The following is a 19556-nucleotide window of genomic DNA, read 5'->3' as shown; positions in this document are numbered from 1 at the left end:
TTATTTAAAGACATTTTAAGCTGTGTTGGCCGGAATCCTCGAAATGGTAAAAGAAAAGGAGGGATCAAAGTTCATACCGTAATCCATGCGGATGAAATCGTGCCGGAGTTGGTCTGGTTTAGTGCAGAGACCGCACACGACCACAATTTTTTAGAGAAGTTAAAATGCGATGACAATACGATCTATGTATTTGATAAAGGCTATAATGACTACAAAGCTTTTAAGCACTTTTCAGATCGTCAAACAGGTTTTGTAACCCAGATAAAAGATAATGCATCTTACCAGATTATTGAAAACATCGATATTGAAGAACATATCCATAGCGGGGTTGTGTTGGATGAACTCATTGAAATTGAGGTTAAAGAGGATAAAACCATTTCAAAACTAAAAGTTAGAAAGGTAAAATTCTATGATCGGGAGAACAAAAGAGAATTTGAATTTATCACCAATTTATTTGATCTAAGAGCGGATTTAATAGCTGCACTTTACAAAATTAGGTGGCAAATTGAGTTATTGTTCAAGCAGCTTAAGCAGAACTTTCCTTTGAAATACTTTTTAGGGGACAATGAGAATGCCATCAAAATACAGATATATTGCGTTTTAATTGTTAATCTATTGCTAGCGGTTGTTAAAAAGAAGCTGAAACGAAGTTGGGCTTTTTCAAATTTGGTGAGCTTTTGTAAAATACACCTGTTTAATTACATCCATTTAATGAAATTCCTTGAAAACCCAGAAAAAGACTGGATTATTGATACGCATGAAAGTAAACAGCTAGCCCTTTTTTGATACCTTGTTTTTTGAATCTGAAAAAGATAAAAACCAAAAAGCTGACTATCAATTGAATGAGAAAATTAAATTATTAAATCTGGTTTTTACCGGACGCTAATGATTAGAAATATACAATTTTGATTTTTCTGGGGAAGTAAAAATAAACAGGCGAATGTAACACCATAACCATTAAATTACCTATCCGGGCACTTCTTACAACGTTTCCCTCTTTTATATTTCTTGCAACATTTCTTCAGGGCACAACAAGAAAAATCAGCAAAGGGATTAAATCCTTTTGCTGATTCTTTTATATCTGCAATTATACAATTCTCTTGATTCAACTCACTTTGCATGCTCATGCTACAAAGATAGTTATTTAGAATGATTTTAAATTAAACAAAGTTTAATTTTTCTCTTACCTCTTGCGAAATTAATTCTGTTGCCGAATTAATTATTTCCGGATCGTCTGTGTTGTTGATTATAACTTTGTCCGTAAGCTCTCTGTAAGGCAGAAGGTAAGTATTGTAGGAAGGTACCACATGGTTTATCCATTTGTACATCACATCATCATGATCGTAACCACGCTCCAACAAATCACGCTTTAAGCGTCGCTCTAATGCTACATCCTCACTGGCATCCAAGAAAATACGGTAATCCAACAATTCGTTCACCTCTTCGTAATGGAATATAAACAATCCTTCAACAATCAAAATCGGTGCGGGCTTAATCTCAAGCACTTTAGGTTTGATGTTGGGATTATTAAATGTGTATTCTTCCTTATAAATAGTCTTGCCATCGAATAGATCTTTGATGTCCTTATAAAAAGCTTGACGATCAATTGCTGTAGGCAAATCAAAGTTGTATAATCTATTTTCTTCCTGCGTCTTAGTATTGGCAGGAATATAATAATCATCTTGCGAGATTAACGTAATATCCGATTCAGCAAAATGATTTAAAAAACTTTTAAGGAAAAATGTTTTGCCAGATCCACTACTTCCAGCGATACCAATTACGTATGGTTTGTCCATTTAATGTATTTAATGAATAATTCTTAATTCAAGGGTACGCCATAAGTGATTTCGACTTGGAATCTTTTGTCCAAGATACCAATCGATGAAGCTACAGATTTTGATAGAATAACTATTGCCCCTTGTGTGTCGTGATTGTCGTTAAATTTTCCGACAACTTTTGCAAAGGTAACACTTCTATTCATAGGATTTGTAATTTTTAAAATAGTTCCGATTGGAGCGGTCTTGTGCAAAGCCAAACTCGTGCTTCCATCATTCTCCAAATCACTAAGCCATACACCAACACCTTTTTCTTTGTTTTCACGAATACCATATTTATTTGGCTTGAAAGCAGAGTCATCGATAGGATTATTTTCTTCAATTTCATCTAATATGGGTTCGATCGCAACAATTTCAGGCTCTTCTTCAGGCAATGCGTGATTTGGGATTTTTAGGATTTGACCTTCTCTCAAGCTATCAGAAGTCAAATTATTTATACGTTTGATATCAGGAACTGAAATTCCGAATCGACGAGAAATAGCAAAAAGTGTTTCACTTTTTCCAACTTTATACTCGGTGATTTCGTTCGGATTAATCAATACAGGCGTATTATTTTGTCTGTTCTGTGTATTAGTAGTAGCTACTGGTGACGCTGTCGGTAAAGTCGGACGTGTCTCAATCGCTGTACCACGTGGTATACGAACAGAATCGCCTACGCGTAGATTTTTCTTGTTGTTGGCAGCCATGATTTCATTGACAGGCACACCATATATGCGACTAAGCTGATAATAAGTTTCTTTGGATGCTAATCTGTGAATTACAAATCTTTTACCATTGATATTTTCAGTTCGGATAGAATCCAATGGAATTTCTAATGTCGAATTGACCGTCAAATCCATGGCTTTAGCATGTCCAAAAGTTGGAATTGCTAACCCGAAAACAAATAGAAAAGTTAATTTATGATACGTTTTAATAGTTTTGTTCTGCTTCATATCTTACAATTATACTAAATACGAGGAAATTTTCATTTTATTACTTGATAAAAAGAAAATATGCTCTTTGACAGTGAAATAGGGCTGAGGGATTAATTTGTCCATTTCTTCTATTATAATTTTACTGTCATATAATTCATTCTTTGAGGATAATGAAAGGTTCAAATTATACGTGTTAGCTGTGTGTGTATGGTAAGACCACAATAATAAATCGCGATAAGGCTGTAACCAAATTTGATCTATATACGAAATGTTGTTGAGGAAGGAAGGTAATTTTCCTTGAAAAGGAATTGGATAATGAATATCCCGTAATGGGAAATGTGTTTCGCCTTCGTACTTGTTTGAGATTTCTCCTGTCGGAATATCAATGTAAAAGCTTATACCCGAAGGTATCGAGCGATGATAAGCCTGAATGGTATTTTGATAGACATCTTTGATCACATATTCCATATAGGTAAAAACGGATGTTCGAGTCGGAATATGTACGACTTGAATACCAGCTTGAATGGGTGAATAGTCACCAAATCTTTTCAGAATAAGGTAATCACCTTGAATATCTTCTAATGTCCATTCGCGCGAATCCACTTCATACTGTTCTAAAGTGTATGCACCATCAAAAGTAAAAACCGAAAAAATAGGAAGGGTAGAGTCGGGATTACGACTTTCTATAGCAATCTGAGCATGGGCACAATCGACCTCAATCTTCCATATAGGAAACGGAAAGTTTCTTTCGAATGCTTTATTAATCGTATATTTATTCATACCAATGCTTAGAAATATGCTACACAAATTTACTAAATCTATTCTTTTATTTGCTTTTTTAATTCTAGCTTTTGTATCGCAGGCACAATCCATTTATAAGACGGAGCTTAAAGAAGACGTTGGACCAAACTCTTGGCGCATCATCAAAAAGTCTTATGATCAAGCTATTTTGGATAAAGCAGAGTACTTTTTGATAGAGATGAATACGTTTGGCGGCGCAGTAAACTTTGCGGACTCGATACGCACACTGTTGCTCAATTCGAATATTAAAACTATAGTGTATATTAACAATAATGCGGCTTCCGCTGGCACATTAATATCTTTGGCTTCGGATTATATCTTCATGCAAACGGGCGCTTCTATTGGTGCCGCGAGTGTAGTCAATCCGCAAGGAGAAGTCATGCCTGAAAAATATCAATCGTACATGCGTGGATTAATGCGTGCTACGGCAGAGGCAAAAGGTAGAGATCCCAAAATTGCGGAGGCATTCGTTGATCCGACAGTTTCTTTGCCCGAGTGGAAAGAAGACGGTAAAATCCTAACGTTCACCGCTTCCGAAGCGGTAAAGGCTAATGTGATAAATGCTGAGGTGAAAAGTGAAAAGGAAGTTTTCCAACAATTGGCTATTTATGCGCCAAAAGTGACGGCCTATCAAAAAACTACTGTCGATCATATCATTGGTTTCTTGGTGAATCCAATAATTAGTGGTTTACTCATAATCGGTATTATTGCTGGGATATATTTTGAATTACAAACTCCAGGAATTGGTTTTGCGATGGTGCTAGCAATAATTTGTGCATCCTTATTTTTTGCACCATTATATTTGCAAGGATTGGCAGATCATTGGGAGATCGCTATATTCGTCATTGGTGTTGTATTGCTCGCCCTCGAAGTGTTTGTTATACCTGGATTTGGTGTAGCTGGTATTTTGGGTATAATTCTAGTTCTTTGTGGACTTTCTTTTTCGATGTTATCGAATGATTTTCTTGATTTTAAAATATCTAAACCTGGTTTGTTAATGAATTCTTTTTTAATTGTAATAGGATCTATGGTCTTATCTGTCGTGTTAATGGTCATTTTTGGGAAGAACCTATTGCAATCCTCAGCCTTCAAGCGATTGGTACTGGAGGACGAACAGCGGGCAGATACAGGATATACTTCGTCAGTACCAAAAGTTAACCTACTTAATAAGAATGGAATAGCACGTACAGTTCTACGTCCATCGGGCAAAATTGAAATTGATGGTGTATGGTACGATGCTGTTGCACTTGATGGATTTATTGATATTGGCGAATCAGTTTACGTCGAGAAGCACGAAAACTATAATGTGTTTGTTCGTCGCCTCTCAGACAAACCCCAAACTACATAATTATAAAATAAAAAAGGGCTTGATTATTTCAAGCCCTATAATAAATAGTGTAGTGTGATTTTAAGATTTTTTACCTGTCGCAATCTGCAAACCAAGTTTTCCCATCTTTTGTATAAGATATGTTCAAATTTGATGCCGAAATAGATATTGTACCTAATGCACCACCTTCGAATATTATAACATTACCTTCTCCCTTTTCCATTTTTATACCATTCAATGAAGGAATACCATCAGAAAAATTGAAATTATATGTGTCGCCAACTTTAGCGACGCGTACAGACCCATTTGTAGAACTTTTAACCTCGTCAAACCCTTCATTGTAGCGTACAGTGCCTTCATACGTCCCAACGAACAAATCATTATCTACTGGATCATCGTCTTTGCTACATGATGAAAATGCAAATAAAGTAATAAAAAAAAGGCTTAAAATTTTGATAGTGTTTTTCATAACATTTAATTAGTGTGTAACAAGAATTTTATTAATTACACTCTAAAATGCAACCACTATGCCATAGCACAAAATTAAATAGCCATTTAACGGAATTTTAACAAATCAGTATTGAATTTCAATAATATTAGAATAACTTAAGTTGAAGATCAACCGATTTTTGACGTTCTATTTTTGCATATTCAAAGGGAGATAGGTTTAGTTTATTTTTTAGACAGTGTAATTTAAAGACATCACGAATTATTTGAGCAACATTTCCAGACCCTTTCATGCGCTCACCGAAATTAGAATTGTTAACATGTCCATTGTGGCAACTTAAAATAGCATTCCAGATTTTATCATTTCTATCGGGATAAGCGACATTCAGCCAATCTTTGAAAATTTCACCTATCTGACCATTTAATCGCACAATTATGTAATTTGCCCATTTAGCACCTGCATTTGCTGCAGCCTTGAGAACTTGAGGAATCTCAGAGTCGGTTAATCCTGGAATTATAGGAGCTACATTTATTCCGATTGGAATATTACAAAAGGATAATTCTTCGATGACGCGGAGACGTTGTTTGGCTGTTACAGTGCGTGGTTCTAGTTTCTGACGAGTGGATTCTGTCAACGAATTGAGCGAAATATAAACTTTAATTAAGCCTAATTTTGCCATATCAGTGAGAATATCTTTATCGTGCAGGATTAGTGCATTTTTTGTGATAATACTTATAGGTTGTTTATAATAAAGTGCAGATTGAAGAATTTTGCGTGTCAATTCTTTTTCACGTTCTATCGGCTGATAGCAATCTGTATTTCCAGAAAGATGGATAGGGGTAAAGTTCCAGTTTTTGCGCGTTATAAATTTCTCAAAAAGCTCAACAGCATTCTCTTTCACTATTATTTTTCGTTCAAAATCTAAGCCCGAACCCATATCCCAATATTGATGTGAATTACGTGCGTAGCAATAGATACAGCCATGTTCACAGCCTTGATAGGGATTCGCAGAATAAGCCATACTCACGTCTGGACTTTCCACTTTATGTACTAAAGATTTCGCTTCTGAAGAGATAAAAATAGTTTTGTTAGATTGATCCTCAAATAAATCTATTGCTTCGATATGAAATTTGCCATATGCATCCTGCACAAATTTATTTTGTGGATTGTATTGCGCGCCTCTACCTTTTATATAATTCTTACCTTCCATGAAAGTAAAATTACTAAAAATATTAGCAAAACAAATTGTTTATTGAGTTTTTAAGTAACGATAGATTTCAATTTGTGAGCGACATTCCTCTTCGTCGTTTTTAATGTATTCGTTACTTAATAAATTGTTGAGTTTACGTGCTTTCACATTATCACACAATTGGATGTTAAGAATATCTAGAAGTTGACTTTTGATTTTGCGGTCATTTATTTTTAGAGCTGCTTCAATACGATAATCCAAATTACGTGTCATCCAATCTGCAGATGATAAATACATAATTTCTTTACCAGATTGGTAAAAATATAATACACGCGCATGTTCCAAATATTCGTCCACAATACTGATCGCTTCAATAGGTTGAGCAAAGGTAGATTGATTCACTACACAATATATACCACGTACAATCAATTGCACTTGCACGCCAGCTTCTGCAGCATCATAGAGTTTTTTAATGAGTAGTTTATCACTTAACGAGTTTATTTTTATTATGATATGTGCTTTTCGGCCTTCTTGAGCTTCTTTAATCTCTTTGTCAATAAGTGCAGAAAGTTGATCGCGCATATCTGTAGGAGAGAAAAGTAGTCCTTTCCCAGGAGTCAATTCTTCATACAAATTTGAATGCGGTTTACGCAAAACTTTAAAGACACGATTTATATCTGCCATAACAGCTCTATTGCTGGTAAGCAAACAGAAATCGCCGTATAATTTTGCCGTTTTCTCATTAATATTTCCCGTGCTGACAAATCCATACTGTATGGTTTTATTTTGGACGCGTTTTTTAATAATACACAATTTTGCGTGTACTTTTTTATTTGGAATCCCAACCAAGACTGTTATTCCTTCTGTTTCGAAACGCTCTTTCCAGTACAAATTATGTTGTTCGTCAAAACGCGCACGCAACTCCAACATTACGGTTACCGCTTTGCCATTGCGATGTGCATTAACCAAGGCATTTCCGATTTTGGAATTGGTCGCCAAGCGATAAGCTGTGATCTGAATAGACGTCACATCGGGATCGATAGCCGCTTCGCGCAAAAGATCGATAATATGGTCGAAATTGTGGTATGGAAACGCGAGCAAAATATCTTTCTTGGCAATTACATCAGCCATTCGGTTCGAATCTTCCAATTCGGGATGGTGAAAAGATGTTCTTTCAATAGACGTGATATGCTTACGAAAGACATTTGGGAAGTTCATAAAATCTTTGAAATTATGAATCTTTTGTCCTGGAATAATACTGTCTTTTTTTGAAATGCCGAGTTTCTTAATTAAGAATTCCACGAGCGTCTGACTCATATTCTCGTCAAATACAAATCGAGTAGGTTTGCCTTTTCGACGATTTTTAACTGCTTTAGCAATTTTTTCCGCAATGTCGGTATTGATGTCATTGTCCAAATCAAATTCCGCATCGCGCGTAATTTTGAATGCATGCGCCTTGAAATCATCAAAACCAAAAAAGGAGAATATATAGGGAAGATTGAACTTAATTATGTCTTCCAACAAAATCAAATGCACTTCATTTTTTGGGGAAGGCAAGATTGTAAAACGAGATATTCTATCTGTTGGAATTTCGATTACTGCAAAATTGGTTTCGTAATTCCAATCTTTCATTTTCATCGCCACGCCTAGATACAATGATTTGTCTCGAATATAGGGCATGGGTCTGTTTTCATCCAATAATAAGGGGATGAGATTGGATTCTACTTCATTGATATAAAATTTCTTAACGAACTTCTGTTGTTGCTCGTCGAGATCCTGTGTTGTCTTTAAGACAACGCCCTCTTTTGACATTTCTTTTTGAACATTCAACCATACTTTTTCAAACTTCTTTTGCTGCTTGATTAGTTTGTAATTGAGTTCATCTAGAATTAGTTGTGGCTTTTCGAAAAATATATGTTTAGCTTCTTTTTCGTCGACTAATAAAGCACGCTTCAAACCTGCTACGCGAACACGGAAAAACTCATCTAGGTTATTTGAAAATATACCTAGAAACTTAATTCTGGAAATCAACGGCACAGTTTTGTCCGCAGCTTCTTGCAATACGCGTCCATTAAAACTCAACCAGCTAATATCCCTAGGTATATATTTTCTTCCCATATCGTAAGTATTGTCAAATCAAATTTACCACTTCTGTGTTGCGCGTATGTTAATTCGATGTTAACTAATCGTTAGAGCCACGTCGCTTGATAATATTGATGGCTTCATATTTCGAAGTATCGTAATGCGGAGGTTCTATAGTTAATGCAGTAGGGTAGGGCTTATTTCTGTCAAAAAAGAAAACACTTGTCACACTGTTGAAATCATTTGTTGGAAAAAGCTCAGCACAAGCATCGTAATTAGCATTTGATAGATCACCTACAGTAACGGCGTAAATCCGTTCAATACCACCTTTATTTTGCTCATTGCGTACAAAAGCTACCTCTTCAAATTCCCCGGGTATATCTTTGATACCAGGTTGACTATAAGAATCCCAAATCATATAGCCCAATATAATAATAAGAGGTACAGCTAAGAGCCATACCTTTCTGTTTTTCTTCATGTGTGTTTTAGAAACTTATTTGGATATTTAATAGTTTGTAGAATTCTTTCAGGATTTCTTGATGTCCTGGCCACGCAGGTGAAGTCACTAAGTTACCATCCACTACAGCTTGATCTGCTGGAATGTTCTTCCAAGTTCCTCCTGCTAATTCAATGTCTGGGCCTACTGCTACATAAGCTGTCAATGTTCTTCCTTGCAGCACTTTTGCTGTGGTCAATACTTGAATACCATGACAAATTGCCGCAACCGGTTTGTCGGCTTCGAAGAAATGTTGAACGATCTCTATTACACGTTTATTTAATCGAATATATTCGGCAGAACGACCACCAGCGATGTACAAGCCATCATAATCTTCGGGATTGACAGCATCAAAATCCTTATTAATAACAAAGTTGTGTCCACGTAACTCTTTATAGGTTTGGTCTCCAGTGAAGTCATGCACAGCTGTAGGCACTACATCACCTTTCATTCGATCCGGTGCAATAGCATCCACGTCAATTCCAATTGAACCCATCGCTTGGAATGGAACCATTGCTTCATAATCTTCTACGTAATCCCCAACCAATAATAATATTTTCTTTGCCATTTTCAATCGTTTTAAAAGTTATACTACTACAACAATATACGTTTAACTATTGTTTTCAGCACCTCCCTCAAACTTTTCTTTTAGCGTACGTTTTGTTTTGCGCACTTTTGCTTCCAATTGACTACGTAAGAGCATATTGGTTACGCCTTTTCCTTCTTCAAAATTAGCGTTGAATTCTGGAAGTGAAAATGTATCCAACACATCCGCACCGTCAAATGGTAGACGCGCTGCCGCAATGCTCAAGACCGATTGACCACCACGCGCACCAGGGCTAGTTGCTAAAAGAAATACTGGTTTTCCATTAAATATCTTACGGCCCCTGATTCGTGATACCCAATCGATAATATTCTTGTAGCAGGCATTATAATTACCGTTATTCTCGGCAAAAGATATTAATATAAAATCTGCCCAGTCAATTTTTGCAGCGAAGTCGTGTGCTTGTTGCGGAATACCAATTTCCTTTTCTAGATCTACCGAAAAAACAGGCATAGCATAATCATTGAGATCAATGATTTCTTTTACATCATCCAATTCTTTATAATACTTGGAAACACTTGTTACGAATTTTTTATTGATAGATTGAGAGCTATTGCTCGCTCCAAAAGCTAATATTTTCATACGTCTAATATACTTAATGTACCTGTTTAATCTGTAATTTTCTAGTCAGAATCTGAATTTCAAATTATGAAAAAAGGGTTGATAATTTATCAACCCTTTATATATTTTTTAGTAAGATTCTTTACACGTTAAATCTGAAGTGCATGATGTCACCATCTTCTACAATGTAAGTTTTACCCTCTACACTCAATTTTCCAGCTTCTTTTACTGCGCTTTCCGAGCCGTATTGAATAAAGTCAGCATACTTAATTACTTCCGCACGGATGAAACCTTTTTCAAAATCGGTATGAATAACACCAGCAGCTTGAGGTGCAGTAAATCCTTTTTCAATCGTCCAAGCTCGTACTTCTTGTACACCTGCAGTGAAATATGTCGCTAGGTCTAATAAGGAGTAAGCTGCACGAATCAATTTATATACGCCTGATTCTTCTAAGCCTAAGTCATCTAAGAACATTTGACGTTCTTCGTAGCTTTCCAATTGTGCAATTTCAGACTCAATTTGAGCTGAGATAATTAGAACCTGTGCTTTTTCATCTTTTACAGCTTCTTTTACACGATCTACGTAAGCATTACCTGTATTTACTGATGCTTCGTCTACGTTACAAACGTATAAAACAGGTTTTATTGTCAATAAAGTAAGGTCAGCGATATATTCAAAATCCTCTTCAGAGATAGCCGCCGTACGAGCTGATTTACCAGCTTCTAAATGTTCTTTAACAACTGAAAGAATTTCGAAAGTCTTTTTGGCATCTTTGTCACCACCTGTCTTTGCCATTTTCTCTACTTTTTGAATACGTTTTACAACGGTATCCAAATCTTTCAATTGAAGTTCAGTATCGATAATTTCCTTATCACGAATAGGGTCAACAGAACCATCTACGTGAATTACATTTCCGTCATCAAAACAACGTAAAACGTGAATAATAGCATTTGTAGTACGGATATTACCTAAGAATTGGTTGCCTAAACCTTCACCTTTAGAAGCTCCTTTTACCAAACCAGCGATATCTACAATTTCAATCGTATTTGGAACGATACGTTGTGGATTAACCAATTCAGCTAATTTATTAAGACGCTCATCAGGTACAGTGATGACACCTACATTTGGTTCAATTGTACAGAATGGAAAGTTTGCCGCTTGTGCTTTCGCGTTAGACAAACAGTTGAATAATGTTGATTTACCTACGTTCGGTAGGCCTACGATACCACATTGTAAAGCCATAAATTCTTTATGCTGTAAGATTTTAAAATTGTGCAAAGATAACAAAATACTACAATACTGAAGGAGTTTGTTATATATGTTAATGAATAACTATAGAGTCTATAAAATGAATAATCTCTATTTTATTTAGATTATAATGGCATTTCGATATTTGATTGGTGGGTTTTTAACAAAATCGAAATTTAATCACTTGAAAATGAATATGTTCTTGTGCTTTTACAAATTTTAACATCTTATTGGTTAATCTTTTGGCATATATAAAGGGTCATATGTTCAAATAACACAGAAATTAAAAGGAGGGCTATATGAAAAATTTTCTTTACATCACTTTACTCATAGGCGGTTTATTTGTCTCAAAATCATCGGAAGCTCAAGTTAATGTGAGCATCAATATCGGTTCACAACCGCTGTGGGGTCCAGTAGGATATGACTACGTTCGTTATTATTACATACCCGAAATTGATGTATACTATAATGTATCATCTAGAAAATACACCTATTTTCATGGAAATAGATGGGTGACTAAATCAAAGTTACCAAGTCGATACCGTCACTATGATATGTATCGTACATATAAAGTGGTAATCAATAACAATAACCCATGGAAATACCACAAACGCCATAGAAGCGAATATGGTAGATATGCGAGAAATTACCATCAAGTTGTTTTGCGTGATGCGCCTCATCGTCACCACAATGGAAAAGGTCCAGCGAAACATAGATATGATAAAAAATCGCACAAACACCACGACAAATACCGTGGACACAGACACGATCACAGAAGATAATTTTTTGAAATAGTTTTGTTTACTAAATTAAATTAAAGTCGGTTTTCATTTCGAAAATCGACTTTTTATATTGTAGTAGGATGCTTACTATTTTATAATAATTAGTTACAGATAAATAACTCACTATAGTTTTTTTCTTTTAATTTTGTGGAAATTAATACATTCTAAAATGTTGAAATTAAAGGGGGAGTTATTGGGGTTAAGTGCTGTAACTCTTGCAATTTTGGGCTTCTTTTCATGCAATAATTTATCTAGTACTGTGTTTGGCTCGCAGCAAGTTGATTCTTTGGTCGAGAGGATTGAAGAATTGATCGTCGAAAAGCCAACTTTACATAGCAAATGGGATTCTTTGCGTAAAAATAAAATAGTTTTTCAGGTGGATTCTCTTCATCCTGTAGATATTAAGACGCAAAAGAAGATGTTAAAGGATTCATTGCGTAAGGCCTATGATAAGCTTCCGAAGCATGTATATCTAACATTTGATGACGGACCTCTAGTGGGTAGTCGCGCAATCGATTCTATTGCTCGTGCTAAAAATATAAAAGTAAACGCATTCGTGGTAGGTAGACATTCTACGATGGGTAAGTATAGATTGCGCGATTTAAATTTATACATTGAAAATCCTTTGGTGGCGGTTTACAATCACAGTTATACACACGGCTACAACAGACTACAGACTTTTTATACAGATAGCCTTAAAGCATTTCAGGATTTTAAGAAAAACGAAGAAAACATTGCTTTTAATAGCAAAGTTGCTCGTCTTCCAGGGCGCAATATTTGGATATACGACAATGAGCGAAAAATTGATATTCCTAATGCTGCACCTACAGCCGATTTACTCTTCAAAGATGGATATAAAGTATTCGGTTGGGATGTGGAATGGCGTTTAAATAGCCAAACAGGTGTTCCTAATACGCCGCTAGAAACGGTGTACGGTCGTATAGTTAATTATATGAATAATAAATCATCGAAAGAACCGAATAATGTTGTGTTCTTGATGCATGACGATATGTTTCAAACCAGCCAAGGTAAAAAGCTTCTCTCTAATTTAATCGATAAATTGATTGCTAAAGGTTATAAATTTGAGTTTATGGAAGATTATCCGATTAAATATTAAAGTATTGGGGCATAAGCCCCCCCCCATTTTTTTACATTTCTCTTTCTACGTCCTTATCGCCTCTACCAGAAACATTCACAATAGCCAATTGATCTTTGTCTTTTAAAACTTTGATCGCTAGAGCGACAGCATGAGCACTCTCGATAGCAGTGGTAATACCTTCCAATTTGGATAATAATTTGAAAGCTTCTACTGCTTCAGCATCGGTGACAGGATAATATTTTGCGCGATTACTGTCTTTCAATTGCGCATGCTGTGGTGAAATCCCAGGATAATCTAATCCGGCAGCAATAGATTTAGAAGGAATTGGATTTTCTTGGTCATCGACCAAGCAGTATGATTTAGTTCCTTGGAAAACTGTTGGTTTACCAAAAGATAATGTTGCAGCGGTGTTAGGGTATGTGCCGTCTCCACCGCCTTCAGCGCCATGTATTTCGACAGTCTCATCATTTAGAAATCCTGAAAACAAACCAATCGCATTCGAACCACCACCTACAGCTGCAAATAGGCTATCTGGTAATCTTCCTTCAAATGCCAATATTTGTTGTCTTGCTTCTTGCCCGATTACGGATTGAAAATAACCCACCATCTTAGGGTAGGGGTGTGGACCTACATGAGAACCCAACAGATAAAAAGAAGTTGGATTTTCTATATAATAGCCTAAAGCAGCATCAACCGCATCTTTCAATGTACGGCTACCCAAGTTTGTAGGGATTACCTCAGCACCAAGCAGGCGCATCCTCCGTACATTCAATGCTTGACGCTCCACATCGATTTCTCCCATAAAAACTTTACATGGAATCCCCAATATTGCGGCAGCTGTAGCAGTAGCGACGCCATGCTGTCCGGCACCAGTTTCTGCAATAATTTCGGTAGCACCCATTTTTTTAGCCAATAATATCTGACCGATACAATTGTTGATTTTATGTGATCCTGTATGATTAAGGTCTTCGCGTTTTAAATAAATCTTTGAACCGACATAGTCACTTAGATTCTTCGCATAGTATAAAGCGGAGGGACGGCCCACATAATTTTTAAGTATGCTAATAAATTCTTTTTTAAACTCTTCCTGACCTGCTTGATCATCGAAGAATGCAGCAAGTTTTGCGAGTTGTGGCTCTAAAACGGGTGGAATAAAGGCGCCACCATATTCTCCATAGGTACCATTGTATTCCAACATTAATGGATTAGGTTTTACTTCAATCATTGTTGTGTGTTTTTTATAATTAAGGTTTATGTATCCTTAAATATACTTTTTATTTCGAAATGCTTGTGTGTTATCCCAATTTTAGTAGCCATTATTTAAGAAAATAGTTTTTACCTTTGTCTCATGGCTAAAATGTTTAATAATATCGAGGATTTGTTGGAGGATATGGTAAATTGCTTTACGGAGCATGCAATGTACGATGTGTTGGAAGAACGTGATGTTATTTCGATTTTACCGATTGAAGATCCTGCAGTTGCTGCAGACTTTTTGGTTAAGACCAATAAAGTGTTAGCCGATCACTTTGAAATTTTCGATGAAGACTGCTATGGAGCAGATAGCATGCAAGATAAGGAGGAGAACCCTATTCTCTTTTGGAAAGATTATTTAAACTGCTTTTTTGACTTAGAGCTTGTCGATGATGATGTTATTAATAGTAAATACGTGGGTACAGCTTTTGGAATCTATCAAATAACAGGAATTGCATTTCGTGATGAAGTCAACAAGCGTATAAAACGTCGCCGCCTAAATGGTATTCGTTTAGAATACAAAGTCAAAGAGACACCAATGGATCGAAATAATCATTGGAAACGTACTTACGATAAAGAGTTTTAAAATTCGATTTAATTTATCGCCTTTCAAAATTCTATGTTTTTTCATATTCAAGTTTGAAAGATATTTAACTTTCTATATTCTCGCTCAAGCCTTGAATGCTTTGCATATTTTAGCTAAAATCAACTCGTTTCCGCTAAACAGATTTGAGCCGTTTCACTTTTTAAATCTGTTTTTAACGCTTTCACTTCGTTGATTTCTTAACGGTAAACCACCCTAGGCCGTTTCTTATGGGTTGTGCTTTTTAAAATAAACTTCTGCAAAAACATTACGTTTTCTTAAGATTTCAATGCAAATATTCCTCCTTTTGTCGGAATGACAGTGTCAATTTAAAATACAAAACCATCCTTACAAATGCATAAATATCGACTTAGCAGATCGGCATTTGCAGGAAAAGTGAGCCTTTGTGCCGATACGGTACAGCGATGATTTTATTATGCCCGTCATAGAGGACAAGAGAAAACTTTACTTTTGGTATAGAAGACTGTTGTAAATCTAGATATGCATATGATTTGATATGCACTAAATAAAATATATCTAAGAATAATAAAGCAATGTCTTAATTTCTTTAATAATACAAGATTGCCTATAGTAATACAGCTTAAGATGTTATATTTGTGATAGACTATACATTTTATGAAATATTTGTTTTTACTAATCACGCTAGTTGGTTTTGCTTCATGTGCTAATTCATCCTCTGAAGAAAAACCATTAGAACAATTGGACAAGAAATCAGCTAGAGAGGTAACTTTAAAAACTGTAACACAAGGTGATACTGTGCTGCATATCACTACACAAAACATTTGGTATAACGGAGAGCAAGTGGCTTCCAAATCGGATACGATCAAAACCGAAGTTGCACCAAAAACATGGGGTGCCGTGGATTCAGCAAGCACGTTGAGTAAAGTTCCAATTTTTGTAACAGTACAATAATGAGAAAAAATACAACTAGAAATATTCAATTGGTATTAATAACGTCGGTATTGGCTTCGTGTGCACAACCAAACGCAAATCAAACAAATTCGGATAAGCAACGTGTTTTTATGCGTGCGGATTCTACGGCGCAATATACGGAGGTCACGAACAACTATAATCAAGGCAATGGTGGTGGTATGGGAATGGGCTCATCGTTGTTGTGGTTTATGGCGTTCCGTCATATGGGCGGTATGTTGGGCTACGCGAATAATAGCCTACATCCGCAATCTGTGGCAGGAACAAATGCGGCTAAAGCTGCTGCTGTGAATGCGCAGCGTGGTGGCTTTGGTAAAAGTGCCGTTTCTTCTACACCTAGATCTTCTGCTGGTTCATAATGCAAATTAAGAAATTACGTATTGATCCAAATTGGGAATCCCGATTGGAATCGATAGGCTATGGGTACCACACTTTAGGTGGCGTGCCGTATTGGGTAGATGATTATTACTACGAGATTCGTGCGAAGGATGCTGACCTTATTTACAAGGCAACTACTGAGCTGTGGGATATGTGTCTGCAAGCTGTGGAATATATTATTCAAAATAAGTTGTACAGCAAATTTCATATTCCTGCATACATGATTCATCATGTTGAGCGCAGTTGGGAGAATGACGAACCGTCGATTTATGGGCGATTTGACTTTGCATTTGATACCGCGCATAATGAGATCAAAATGTTAGAATTCAATGCGGATACGCCAACATCTTTATTCGAAACAGGTATTGTGCAATGGTATTGGAAGAATCATTATTTCCCTGAATTGACCGATCAGTTTAACAGTATTCACGAGCAACTTATTGCGAGTTGGAAAGATCTTCAACCACATCTTAAGGGTGAAATATTGCATTTTTCTTGTGCAAAGGAAACATTAGAAGATTTGACGAATGTCGAATATCTGCGTGATACAGCTATTCAAGCAGGTATTCAGACCAAACTTATATACATCGATGATATTGGTTGGGATGGACGTGCATTTGTAGATTTAGAAGGTGAGGAGATAACATCTATATTCAAATTATATCCTTGGGAATGGATGGTGCGCGAGGATTTTGGGTTTAATATCGCTAATGATATTAATGAAGCACAATGGATCGAGCCTTCGTGGAAGATGTTGCTGTCTAATAAAGCCATACTTCCGGTATTGTGGGAATTGTTTCCTAATCATCCGTATTTGTTGGCTTCATATTTTGAAAAACCTTCGTATCTGAAACATTATGTGCGCAAACCTATTCTTTCACGCGAAGGGGCTAATGTAGAGATGTTCTACGATAATCAAATGATATATGATACGGAAGGCGAATATGGGGAAGAGGGTTTCATTTATCAAGAGCTAGCGACTTTGCACCGTGAAGAAACGGGCTTTTCCATTATAGGAAGTTGGGTTATCGGTCAAGAATCTTGCGGCATATCTTTCCGTGAATCGGACATGCCTATTACTACAGACAAAAGCCGATTTATTCCGCATATTATCAAGCATTAACTGCTGTTAAAAGAAATTCAGTGCTGGTTCTTATGCTCTGAATTTCTTTATAAATTCTCTCGGCGTGCAGTTATTATGTATTCTAAACTGTTTCGTAAAATAACTGAGCGAGGTAAATCCTGATGTAAATGCTACGGATGAAATATTATAATCTGGATGCAACAAAAGATTGCGGGCTAAAGCCATTCGTTCGTGTAAAATAAACTCCCCAGGTGTACGTCTGCAATAGGTCTCGAAAAACCGAAATAATGTGCGCTTACTACAATTTCCTACTTCTGTCAATGCATCCATAGCAATAGGCTCTGAAAGATTTTCTTTAATGTATTGTTTGACTTTGTAGAGCTGGTCATTGACTTGTAGAAAATTCATTTCGTCAATATATTCGTACTGCGCATTGATAATGCGTACCAAAAAGGATTTCAATAGCAAATCATTTAACGTATGATTTTGTTTGGGTACTTTGGTAAGTTGTAACAATTCATTGAAGGCTCTCGCCAAATCTGAGTTGTTATTAAAATGAAAATGTGTGTAGTTCAAATTCCATTCCTTGTCGGGGTATAATAGCTTGAGTGACTCGAGTTGCTGGTTTAGTTTTTCGCTCGGTATTAATATCGTAGCACATTGGACAGGATTGTGCATGTCTGCTTCAGGAAAGTCAGCAAATATGGTCTGGCCTTCTGGCAAGATCAATGTCGTGCCCGCTTCAAAGGTGAAGTCTTCCAGCTGCGCCGAATTGACAATCTTGTGTCCAGGTATCATAGATGAAATGGAGAGCCCATCGTATTGTATTTGCACCTTTGTTGAAGATTGGAATGTCTCGAAAATATTGATTTCAAAATCACCACACAGGAATTGCATTCGGTTTTCAAAACCCTGTCTTAAATGTTTTGGCGTGAGTATGGATAATAAATCAATGTAATGTTTCATTTCAATAGGTTAGTGTGTCACTATTGTTATAGAAATTGACGCTGTAGTTATACTACAGAGCGTCACAATTTCTGTACTTTAATTTACAATATAATCAAATATAAACAAATCATATTATGAGTAATATAACACTAGCACAAGCGCGTCAAATCATTGATGCAGCAATTAAAAAATCAGAATCTTTGGGTGTAAAAATGAATATTGCTATCGTAGATAGCGGAACGAATTTAGTGGCTTTTAACAAAATGGATGATGCATGGCTAGGTTCAATAGATATTTCGCAAAAAAAGCAAGAACAGCACGTTATTTCAATATGGATACTGGCGTGATTGGTTCCTTATCGCAACCAGGTGGTTCTCTTTATAATATTGAACATTCAAATGGCGGATTGATTACGTTTCCAGGAGGCGTAGTAATCAAAAATGCTGCTGGGGAAATAATCGGTGCTATCGGTGTGAGTGGAAGCACAGTAGAAGATGATCATGCTGTCGCTGCTGCAGGTGCCGAAGCAATTCTATAATTAAAATATTTTTTCACACTACTATGCAACCTTATGTGTGCTGATTACGTCTTATAAACAAACAGCACACATATGAAATTGCTCAGATTATATTTTATAGGATTTTTACTTTCAATAGAAGGTATATCTTGCATAACTCAATTGACGGAAGAAGATATAGCTATGTTTTTTACGGATAATTTTGTAGCTATATGTGCGGATTTGATGACCAATGAATTGGTGCAGCAAAGTATTTTAATCCTTCAAGCCTAACTCAACAAATAACTTTTCGTACTCCTCAAACCTATGTTCCCGAATCGGACGTACATAGGGTTCGGTTCTAAAATAGAGAAGCAATGCCGGTTGAATTTGTTTGTACTTGTCTACATATTCATAATTCACCAACTCACCATTCTGAATACGCTGTTTTATTTTGTTGTGATACGGATACATGATT

General features: G+C 36.2%; 22 protein-coding genes and 1 pseudogene. 10 read left to right on the top strand and 13 right to left on the bottom strand.

The window, feature by feature from the left end; all coding sequences use genetic code 11:
- On the top strand, positions 1-786 hold a 786-nt coding region (locus FLS47_RS02755; RefSeq protein WP_149912865.1), incomplete at its 5' end, for an IS4 family transposase.
- Positions 787-1160: 374 nt separating this feature from the next.
- On the opposite strand, the gene FLS47_RS02750 is transcribed toward FLS47_RS02755, so the two are convergent.
- The 3 genes from FLS47_RS02750 to FLS47_RS02740 are packed head-to-tail and all read right to left on the bottom strand — an operon-like array spanning position 1161 to position 3529.
- Positions 1161-1796: a uridine kinase family protein gene (locus FLS47_RS02750; protein ID WP_149912864.1), complete on the bottom strand. Its 636-nt coding sequence runs from the start codon at positions 1794-1796 to the stop codon at positions 1161-1163.
- A gap of 23 nt (positions 1797-1819) precedes the next feature.
- Positions 1820-2767, bottom strand: a complete 948-nt coding sequence (locus FLS47_RS02745; protein ID WP_223225101.1) for a septal ring lytic transglycosylase RlpA family protein — start codon at positions 2765-2767, stop codon at positions 1820-1822.
- Positions 2768-2776: 9 nt separating this feature from the next.
- Positions 2777-3529 carry a hypothetical protein gene (locus FLS47_RS02740; protein WP_149912863.1) on the bottom strand — a complete coding sequence of 251 codons (753 nt, stop codon included), beginning with the start codon at positions 3527-3529 and terminating at the stop codon, positions 2777-2779.
- A gap of 16 nt (positions 3530-3545) precedes the next feature.
- On the opposite strand from FLS47_RS02740, the gene FLS47_RS02735 reads away from it, so the two are divergent.
- Positions 3546-4898, top strand: a complete 1353-nt coding sequence (locus FLS47_RS02735) for an NfeD family protein (protein WP_149912862.1) — start codon at positions 3546-3548, stop codon at positions 4896-4898.
- Between the two features lie 70 nt (positions 4899-4968).
- Here FLS47_RS02735 and FLS47_RS02730 read toward each other — a convergent pair whose 3' ends face one another.
- The 7 genes from FLS47_RS02730 to ychF form a co-directional block, all read right to left on the bottom strand.
- On the bottom strand, positions 4969-5346 hold the full coding sequence (locus FLS47_RS02730; RefSeq protein ID WP_149912861.1) for a hypothetical protein: 378 nt from the start codon (positions 5344-5346) through the stop codon (positions 4969-4971).
- A 127-nt stretch (positions 5347-5473) separates the two neighbouring features.
- Entirely contained in the window at positions 5474-6535 is a 1062-nt protein-coding gene (locus FLS47_RS02725; RefSeq protein ID WP_149912860.1) for a PA0069 family radical SAM protein, read from the bottom strand.
- Between the two features lie 39 nt (positions 6536-6574).
- The gene (ppk1, locus tag FLS47_RS02720; RefSeq protein WP_149912859.1) at positions 6575-8632 is read right to left on the bottom strand and encodes a polyphosphate kinase 1; all 2058 of its coding nucleotides are present in this window, start codon (positions 8630-8632) and stop codon (positions 6575-6577) included.
- Positions 8633-8696: 64 nt separating this feature from the next.
- On the bottom strand, positions 8697-9074 hold the full coding sequence (locus FLS47_RS02715; protein ID WP_149912858.1) for a hypothetical protein: 378 nt from the start codon (positions 9072-9074) through the stop codon (positions 8697-8699).
- Positions 9075-9081: 7 nt separating this feature from the next.
- Complete coding sequence (locus FLS47_RS02710) at positions 9082-9660, bottom strand: DJ-1/PfpI family protein (RefSeq protein WP_149912857.1); 579 nt, start codon at positions 9658-9660, stop codon at positions 9082-9084.
- Between the two features lie 42 nt (positions 9661-9702).
- Entirely contained in the window at positions 9703-10278 is a 576-nt protein-coding gene (locus FLS47_RS02705) for an NADPH-dependent FMN reductase (RefSeq protein ID WP_149912856.1), read from the bottom strand.
- A 121-nt stretch (positions 10279-10399) separates the two neighbouring features.
- The gene (gene ychF, locus FLS47_RS02700; protein WP_149912855.1) at positions 10400-11500 is read right to left on the bottom strand and encodes a redox-regulated ATPase YchF; all 1101 of its coding nucleotides are present in this window, start codon (positions 11498-11500) and stop codon (positions 10400-10402) included.
- 305 nt (positions 11501-11805) lie between these two features.
- Here ychF and FLS47_RS02695 point away from each other — a divergent pair, with 305 nt between their 5' ends.
- Both FLS47_RS02695 and FLS47_RS02690 read left to right on the top strand, forming a co-directional pair.
- Positions 11806-12288, top strand: coding sequence for a hypothetical protein (locus FLS47_RS02695; protein WP_149912854.1), 483 nt, complete (start codon positions 11806-11808; stop codon positions 12286-12288).
- Positions 12289-12457: 169 nt separating this feature from the next.
- Positions 12458-13405 (top strand): polysaccharide deacetylase family protein, encoded by a 948-nt coding sequence (locus FLS47_RS02690; RefSeq protein ID WP_149912853.1) that lies wholly within the window; start codon positions 12458-12460, stop codon positions 13403-13405.
- A gap of 31 nt (positions 13406-13436) precedes the next feature.
- On the opposite strand, the gene trpB is transcribed toward FLS47_RS02690, so the two are convergent.
- The gene (gene trpB, locus FLS47_RS02685) at positions 13437-14612 is read right to left on the bottom strand and encodes a tryptophan synthase subunit beta (protein ID WP_223225100.1); all 1176 of its coding nucleotides are present in this window, start codon (positions 14610-14612) and stop codon (positions 13437-13439) included.
- 123 nt (positions 14613-14735) lie between these two features.
- Between trpB and FLS47_RS02680 the strand changes: the two genes are divergently transcribed.
- The 4 genes from FLS47_RS02680 to FLS47_RS02665 all read left to right on the top strand — a co-directional run bounded on the left by FLS47_RS02680 (position 14736) and on the right by FLS47_RS02665 (position 17673).
- The gene (locus FLS47_RS02680; RefSeq protein ID WP_149912852.1) at positions 14736-15224 is read left to right on the top strand and encodes a hypothetical protein; all 489 of its coding nucleotides are present in this window, start codon (positions 14736-14738) and stop codon (positions 15222-15224) included.
- A gap of 633 nt (positions 15225-15857) precedes the next feature.
- The gene (locus FLS47_RS02675; RefSeq protein WP_149912851.1) at positions 15858-16154 is read left to right on the top strand and encodes a hypothetical protein; all 297 of its coding nucleotides are present in this window, start codon (positions 15858-15860) and stop codon (positions 16152-16154) included.
- Complete coding sequence (locus tag FLS47_RS02670) at positions 16154-16531, top strand: hypothetical protein (RefSeq protein WP_149912850.1); 378 nt, start codon at positions 16154-16156, stop codon at positions 16529-16531. Before FLS47_RS02675 ends, FLS47_RS02670 begins: the two co-directional genes overlap by 1 nt.
- Complete coding sequence (locus tag FLS47_RS02665; protein ID WP_149912849.1) at positions 16531-17673, top strand: glutathionylspermidine synthase family protein; 1143 nt, start codon at positions 16531-16533, stop codon at positions 17671-17673. Before FLS47_RS02670 ends, FLS47_RS02665 begins: the two co-directional genes overlap by 1 nt.
- A gap of 30 nt (positions 17674-17703) precedes the next feature.
- Here FLS47_RS02665 and FLS47_RS02660 read toward each other — a convergent pair whose 3' ends face one another.
- On the bottom strand, positions 17704-18600 hold the full coding sequence (locus FLS47_RS02660) for a helix-turn-helix domain-containing protein (RefSeq protein ID WP_149912848.1): 897 nt from the start codon (positions 18598-18600) through the stop codon (positions 17704-17706).
- A gap of 116 nt (positions 18601-18716) precedes the next feature.
- On the opposite strand from FLS47_RS02660, the pseudogene FLS47_RS18920 reads away from it, so the two are divergent.
- Together FLS47_RS18920 and FLS47_RS02650 are read left to right on the top strand one after the other, a co-directional pair.
- Positions 18717-19120, top strand: a pseudogene (locus tag FLS47_RS18920) (GlcG/HbpS family heme-binding protein).
- A 72-nt stretch (positions 19121-19192) separates the two neighbouring features.
- Entirely contained in the window at positions 19193-19372 is a 180-nt protein-coding gene (locus FLS47_RS02650; RefSeq protein WP_149912847.1) for a hypothetical protein, read from the top strand.
- Here FLS47_RS02650 and FLS47_RS02645 read toward each other — a convergent pair.
- Entirely contained in the window at positions 19355-19552 is a 198-nt protein-coding gene (locus tag FLS47_RS02645; RefSeq protein ID WP_149912846.1) for a hypothetical protein, read from the bottom strand. The two genes, FLS47_RS02650 and FLS47_RS02645, sit on opposite strands and share 18 nt — an antisense overlap.
- Positions 19553-19556 lie beyond the last annotated feature (4 nt).

This window comes from Sphingobacterium cavernae (genome assembly GCF_008520265.1).
Classification (GTDB): domain Bacteria; phylum Bacteroidota; class Bacteroidia; order Sphingobacteriales; family Sphingobacteriaceae; genus Sphingobacterium; species Sphingobacterium cavernae.
This window is presented reverse-complemented; position numbering and strand designations above follow the sequence as displayed.